Below are 6,047 nucleotides of genomic sequence, written 5' to 3'. Positions count from 1 at the left end.
TCTCAGGCTTTCCTCCGGGCGTTTCCCTTCGGTCTTGCGTTTCCGACTCTATCAGACCGTTTCCGGATCCGATTTCCTCGGTGCTTTCCAGGTTTCCGCTTTCGCGTTTCCCTTTCCGGCAGTTCCGACTTTATCAGAAGTTTTGGGCCGGATTAACCGGCATCCATTTCTGAATCATCGGGAGGGGCCTCTCGGAAATCGATGTTTCCAGAAGCAGGCAGACCCTAGACGGCTGCCGCTGGACTTGTCCAGTTCTAGGCAACTGTTCGAATCTACCTCCCCGTTCGTTCCGTGTCAACGGCTTTTTCGGGGCGAAGAGGAGACTAGCAGGTCAGCGAAGGTGGTCGCACATCAGGCAGCTGTCGGGACGGTGGCACTGCGCTCTGTCTCGTCGACGTCACCGGTTTCACCGGCCCGTGCCGCACGACCGCCCAGTACAAAGACGTACGCGAGGAAGGCCAGTTCAGCGGCGATTCCGATGCCGATGCGGGCCCAGGTGGGGAGGCCGGACGGCGTGACAAAGCCTTCAATGGCGCCTGAGACAAAGAGGATCAGGGCCAGGCCGATGGCCATACCCAGGGCGGCTCGGCCCTCTTCGGCGAGTGCCGTGCTGCGGGGACGAGGGCCAGGGTCGATCAGCGTCCAACCCAGTCGGAGGCCTGTGCCCGCGGCGACGAAGACGGCCGTCAGTTCCAGGAGCCCGTGCGGGAGGACAAGGCCCAGGAAGGTGTCGAGGCGGCCGGCCGAGGACATCAGGCCTATGCCGACGCCCAGGTTGAGCATGTTCTGGAACAGGATCCAGATGACCGGGAGACCCAGGAAGATGCCCAGGACCAGGCACATCGCGGCGGCCTGGGCGTTGTTCGTCCACACCTGGGCCGCGAAGGACGCGGCGGGATGGCTGGAGTAGTAGGTCTCGTACTGGCCGCCGGGACGGGTGAGTTCGCGCAGTTCGCTGGGGGCCGCGATCGAGGACTGGACCTCGGGGTGCGTACCGATCCACCACCCCAGGAGGGCCGCGATCACGGTGGACAGGAGAGCCGTGGGAACCCACCAGTGGCGCGAGCGGTAGACCGCGGCCGGGAAGCCGTGCGTCAGGAAGCGTGTGACATCACGCCAGGAGGCGCGGCGCGTGCCTGTCACGGCACTACGCGCGCGTGCCACCAGTTGGCTGAGGCGCCCCGTCAGCTGAGGGTCGGGGGCGCTTGACTGGATCAGGGAGAGATGGGTGGCGGTGCGTTGGTACAGGGCGACGAGTTCGTCCGCCTCCGCTCCGGTCAAGCGGCGTTGGCGGCGGATCAGTGCGTCGAGCCGGTCCCACTCGGCGCGGTGGGCGGACACGAAGACGTCGAGGTCCATCTGGTTTGCTGCTCCTCGGCTACTCGTCGTGAGTGTCAGCTTGTCGTACTGCGACGCGATGTGCCCTCAGCTTGGCAGACTGGACATTCGCAAGGCAGGCCAGGGGAAGGACGGCGAGCGTGAGTGAGCTAGTGACGGGCGAGGCGGTGGCGCTGGAGTTGCGCCCCGCGAAGCTCCCGAGCCGGACGCTGGCCGTCCTGCTGGATCTGATCGTGGCGACGATCGTCTATGTCGTCGTGACCATCGGCTTGGTGGCTTCGACGGGTGGACTGGACGAAGCTGCGCAGGTCGCGCTCTCGATCGCGTGCTTCCTTCTCGTTCTGGTGGGCGGGCCGATTGCCGTGGAGACCCTCAGCCACGGCCGTTCGCTCGGGAAGCTGGCGTTCGGGCTGCGGGTGGTGCGGGACGACGGTGGGCCCATCCGGTTCAGGCATGCGCTGGTTCGTGGTGCCGTCGGTGTGGTCGAGCTTCTGATGACGTTCGGGATCATCGCGTGCATCGCCTCTCTCGTGTCGGCGCGCGGGCGGCGGCTGGGTGACGTGTTCGCGGGGACCCTTGTCGTGCGGGAAAGGATCCCGGCCGGCCGTACGCTTTTCGTGCCTCCACCGCCGCCCTGGCTGACGGGTCGATTCGCCGCGCTTGATCTGTCCGCGGTTCCGGACGGTTTGTGGCTGGCCATCCGGCAGTACCTGACGCGGATGCGGCAGTTGGATCCGCAGGTCGGTGGGGCGATGGCGGAGCGGCTCGCCATGGATCTGGCCGCCCGTACGGGGACTCCGGCGCCGCCCGGAGTTCCACCGGCCGCATATCTGGCGGCCGTGGTGCAGGAGCGGCAGGCACGGGAGGTCCGGCGGTCCTTCGGTGGCGGGCCTGCCGTGGCTCTGTACGGCGGCCCGGGTGGACCGACGATCGGGATGCCGGGCGGGGTCGGACCTGCTCCCGTGCGACCGGGCACCTACCCCTATCCGTCGGTCGCTCCAGGAACTCCGTCCCCTCTCGCGACGCAACAGCAGTCGCCGCCACCGCCGCCGCCGGGTATGGCACCGCAGCCCGTTCCGCCACCGCCTGCCGCACCGCGGCACGACCAGGGCGGCCGCCCTTCTACCGGCTTCGCACCGCCCGCCTAGGTCCTGTCTGTCTGCACCTCGTCAGGTGAATACCGACGGGGGTGATTCGAGATGTTCCAGTTCGATGCCGGGTGCCGCGAGCACCACGTCTCCCGCGATGTGTACGGCGTGCTGCTCACCGGTGTCCAGGGCTGTGACCTGGTATTCGTCCACGGTGAGGGGGCCGTTGTCAGTGGCGTGTGTTTCTCTCGAGATCAAGGCCCAGGACTGGTCGAGGGTGCGTGGGGCCAGCACGGGGTCGGTGAAGGCGACGAGGCGTACGCGGGTCGCGGAGGCGGACGGGGCGAGGCGAAGGAGGCGGGCGGTGGCGACGAGGAACGCGGGAGAGGGGCCGGTGAAGGCGTGGGCGCGGACATTGCCTTCGGTGGCCTGCGTGCCTGCGGGATCGGTGCGGACCCAGGTGACGCCGTCGAGCGCGGCGCCGCGGACCTGCCAGCTCGCGGCGTTCAGTTCAAGACGGATGGGGCGGCCGAGGTCGTCGAGGGCGAGGTCGACGGAGCCTGCGTGGTCGCCGGAGGGGGTGGTGAGTTGGGAGACATAGCGCCAGCCGGAGGGGCCGGGCGCGCAGTGGAAGTGTTCCTCAGCCAGGGGGGTGTGATCGTGCGGATCATGGAGCGAATAACGGCCGCGGGGCATGGGAGTTCAGGTCCTCATCGGGGACAGGCCCCCGCCGCGGGGGCGAGGGCCTGCTGACATCCGTACGCCGAGCGGTGGTACCGCTGCTCGGCGGGGGAGCTCAGTAGCGGTAGTGGTCCGACTTGTACGGGCCCTCGACCTCGATACCGAGGTACGCGGCCTGCTCGGGGCGGAGCGTCGTCAGCTTCACGCCGAGCGCGTCGAGGTGGAGACGGGCGACCTTCTCGTCCAGGTGCTTGGGCAGCACGTACACGTCGGTCGGGTACTCCTCGGGCTTGGTGAACAGCTCGATCTGGGCCAGCGTCTGGTCCGCGAACGAGTTGGACATCACGAAGGAGGGGTGACCGGTGGCGTTGCCCAGGTTCAGCAGGCGGCCCTCGGAGAGGACGATGAGAACCTTGCCGTCGGGGAACGTCCAGGTGTGGACCTGCGGCTTGACCTCGTCCTTGACGATGCCCTCGATCTTCGCCAGGCCGGCCATGTCGATCTCGTTGTCGAAGTGGCCGATGTTGCCCACGATCGCCTGGTGCTTCATCTTGACCATGTCGGCGGCCATGATGATGTCCTTGTTGCCGGTCGTGGTGACGAAGATGTCGGCCTTGTCGACGACCTCGTCGAGGGTCGTGACCTGGAAGCCGTCCATCGCCGCCTGCAGCGCGCAGATCGGGTCGATCTCGGTGATGATCACGCGGGCGCCCTGGCCGCGCAGGGACTCCGCGCAACCCTTGCCCACGTCGCCGTAGCCGAAGACGACCGCGGTCTTACCACCGATGAGGACGTCGGTGGCGCGGTTGATGCCGTCGATCAGGGAGTGGCGGCAGCCGTACTTGTTGTCGAACTTCGACTTGGTGACGGCGTCGTTCACGTTGATCGCCGGGAACAGGAGGGTGCCGTCGCGGTGCATCTCGTAGAGACGGTGGACACCGGTCGTGGTCTCCTCGGTCACGCCGCGGATCTCCGAGGCGACCTGAGTCCACTTCTGCGAGCCCTCGGTGATGGTGCGGGTGAGGAGCTCGAGAACGACGCGGTGCTCGTCGGACTCGGCGGTGTCGAGGGAGGGGACCTTGCCGTCCTTCTCGAACTGGACGCCGTTGTGGACGAGCATGGTGGCGTCACCACCGTCGTCCAGGATCATGTTCGGGCCGCCGGTGGGGGTGTTCGGCCAGGTCAGGGCCTGCTCCGTGCACCACCAGTACTCCTCCAGGGTCTCGCCCTTCCAGGCGAAGACCGGGACGCCCTGCGGGTTCTCGGGCGTGCCGTTCGGGCCGACCGCGATGGCGGCGGCGGCGTGGTCCTGGGTGGAGAAGATGTTGCAGGAGGCCCAGCGGACCTCGGCGCCGAGGGCGACCAGGGTCTCGATGAGGACGGCGGTCTGCACCGTCATGTGCAGGGAGCCGGTGACGCGGGCGCCCGCGAGGGGCTGTGCCTCGGCGTACTCCTTGCGGATCGACATCAGGCCGGGCATCTCGTGCTCGGCGAGGGTGATCTCCTTGCGGCCGAAGGCGGCCAGGGAGAGGTCGGCGACTTTGAAGTCCTGTCGGTTGTCGACAGTCGTCATGTCGAGCTGCTCCTCGGGTTCGGGATTGGGGCGAGGTGGTACGGCTGGTCTGCGCGGCGGCGGGCATACGCGTGCCCCGCTGGGCACAGGAGTGCCCGGTGCGCGCAACGCAGTCCGTCGGAGGCCCTCTCTCCCTCGGCCGGTCCGCGATGGGACCGACCGACCGCCATCAGCAGCGACGTCTGGCTCAACCACCAAGCTACACCGGTGACCCCGGCCCTCCCCAGTCCGCGTACGACCGGGAAAGGCATGATCCGGCTGTGCCAACCGTGGCCGGTGCAGGTCAGAGGTATGGGTGAGGTCTGACGGGGCTCGCAGATCCGACGGAAAGGGGCCCACCTGTACTTCCGGCGGGCCCCAGGGACGTACGAGTGGAGATCAGTGCTCGGTGGGGTGTGCCGGGCCGCCCGGTGTTGCTTCTGGGTTCGGGCCCTTCGCCGCGTCGGCCTCGTTGTAGATGTCGGGCTCCAGGTAGATGACGCGGGCGATCGGGACCGCTTCCCGGATGCGGGACTCGGCGGCGTTGATCGCGGTGGCCACCTCGGCGGCGGTGTCGTCGTGCTGGACGGCGATCTTGGCGGCGACCAGGAGTTCCTCCGGGCCGAGGTGGAGGGTGCGCATGTGGATGATGCCGGTGACCGTGTTGCCGTCGACGATGGCTGCCTCGATCTTCTTGACCTCTTCGAGGCCCGCGGACTCGCCGAGGAGGAGGGACTTGGTCTCCACGGCGAGGACCAGCGCGATCAGGATGAGCAGGATGCCGATGCAGAGCGTGCCGATGCCGTCCCAGACGCCGTCGCCGGTGGCCAGGGCGATACTCACACCGACCAGCGCCAGGACCAGGCCCACCAGCGCGCCGAGGTCCTCCAGGAGCACGACCGGCAGTTCCGGAGCCTTGGCGTGGCGGATGAACTCCTTCCACGACTTCTGGCCGCGCAGGGGGTTGGACTCCTTGATGGCCGTCCGGAAGGAGAAGGACTCCGCGATGATCGCGAAGACGAGGACGCCCACCGGCCAGTACCAGGCCTCGATCTCGTGCGGGTGCTTGATCTTCTCGTAGCCCTCGTAGATCGCGAACATGCCGCCGACCGAGAAGAGCACGATCGAGACGAGGAAGGCGTAGATGTAGCGCTCGCGGCCGTAGCCGAAGGGGTGCTGCGGGGTTGCCTCGCGCTTGGCCTTCTTGCCGCCGAGCAGGAGCAGGCCCTGGTTGCCGGAGTCGGCGAGCGAGTGCACGGACTCGGCGAGCATCGATGACGAACCGCTGAAGAGGAACGCCACGAACTTCGCTACCGCGATCGCGAGATTGGCGCCGAGTGCCGCCACGATCGCCTTGGTGCCGCCTGAAGCGCTCATGTGCTCCTGCT

The 6,047-nt window shown here is 67.7% G+C and carries 5 protein-coding genes; 1 reads left to right on the top strand and 4 read right to left on the bottom strand.

Annotation, left to right across the window (positions count from 1 at the left end; translation table 11 throughout):
- Nucleotides 1-351 precede the first annotated feature (351 nt).
- The gene (locus tag ACIPC1_RS29685; protein WP_402522344.1) at nucleotides 352-1,359 is read right to left on the bottom strand and encodes a stage II sporulation protein M; all 1,008 of its coding nucleotides are present in this window, start codon (nucleotides 1,357-1,359) and stop codon (nucleotides 352-354) included.
- Between the two features lie 119 nt (nucleotides 1,360-1,478).
- Here ACIPC1_RS29685 and ACIPC1_RS29680 point away from each other — a divergent pair, with 119 nt between their 5' ends.
- On the top strand, nucleotides 1,479-2,486 hold the full coding sequence (locus ACIPC1_RS29680; RefSeq protein ID WP_402522341.1) for an RDD family protein: 1,008 nt from the start codon (nucleotides 1,479-1,481) through the stop codon (nucleotides 2,484-2,486).
- A gap of 21 nt (nucleotides 2,487-2,507) precedes the next feature.
- Here ACIPC1_RS29680 and ACIPC1_RS29675 read toward each other — a convergent pair whose 3' ends face one another.
- From ACIPC1_RS29675 to ACIPC1_RS29665, 3 genes are all read right to left on the bottom strand, one after another.
- Nucleotides 2,508-3,122 (bottom strand): hypothetical protein, encoded by a 615-nt coding sequence (locus ACIPC1_RS29675; protein WP_384383063.1) that lies wholly within the window; start codon nucleotides 3,120-3,122, stop codon nucleotides 2,508-2,510.
- Between the two features lie 100 nt (nucleotides 3,123-3,222).
- Nucleotides 3,223-4,680, bottom strand: coding sequence for an adenosylhomocysteinase (ahcY, locus tag ACIPC1_RS29670; RefSeq protein ID WP_402522337.1), 1,458 nt, complete (start codon nucleotides 4,678-4,680; stop codon nucleotides 3,223-3,225).
- A gap of 378 nt (nucleotides 4,681-5,058) precedes the next feature.
- Nucleotides 5,059-6,036, bottom strand: a complete 978-nt coding sequence (locus ACIPC1_RS29665; RefSeq protein WP_402522334.1) for a cation diffusion facilitator family transporter — start codon at nucleotides 6,034-6,036, stop codon at nucleotides 5,059-5,061.
- Nucleotides 6,037-6,047: the final 11 nt, after the last annotated feature.

Origin of the sequence: Streptomyces sp. NPDC087263 (assembly GCF_044744645.1) — a bacterium.
Lineage (GTDB): Bacteria > Actinomycetota > Actinomycetes > Streptomycetales > Streptomycetaceae > Streptomyces.
Note: the sequence above shows the minus strand (reverse complement) of the source record. Positions and strands in the feature narration are given on the sequence as shown.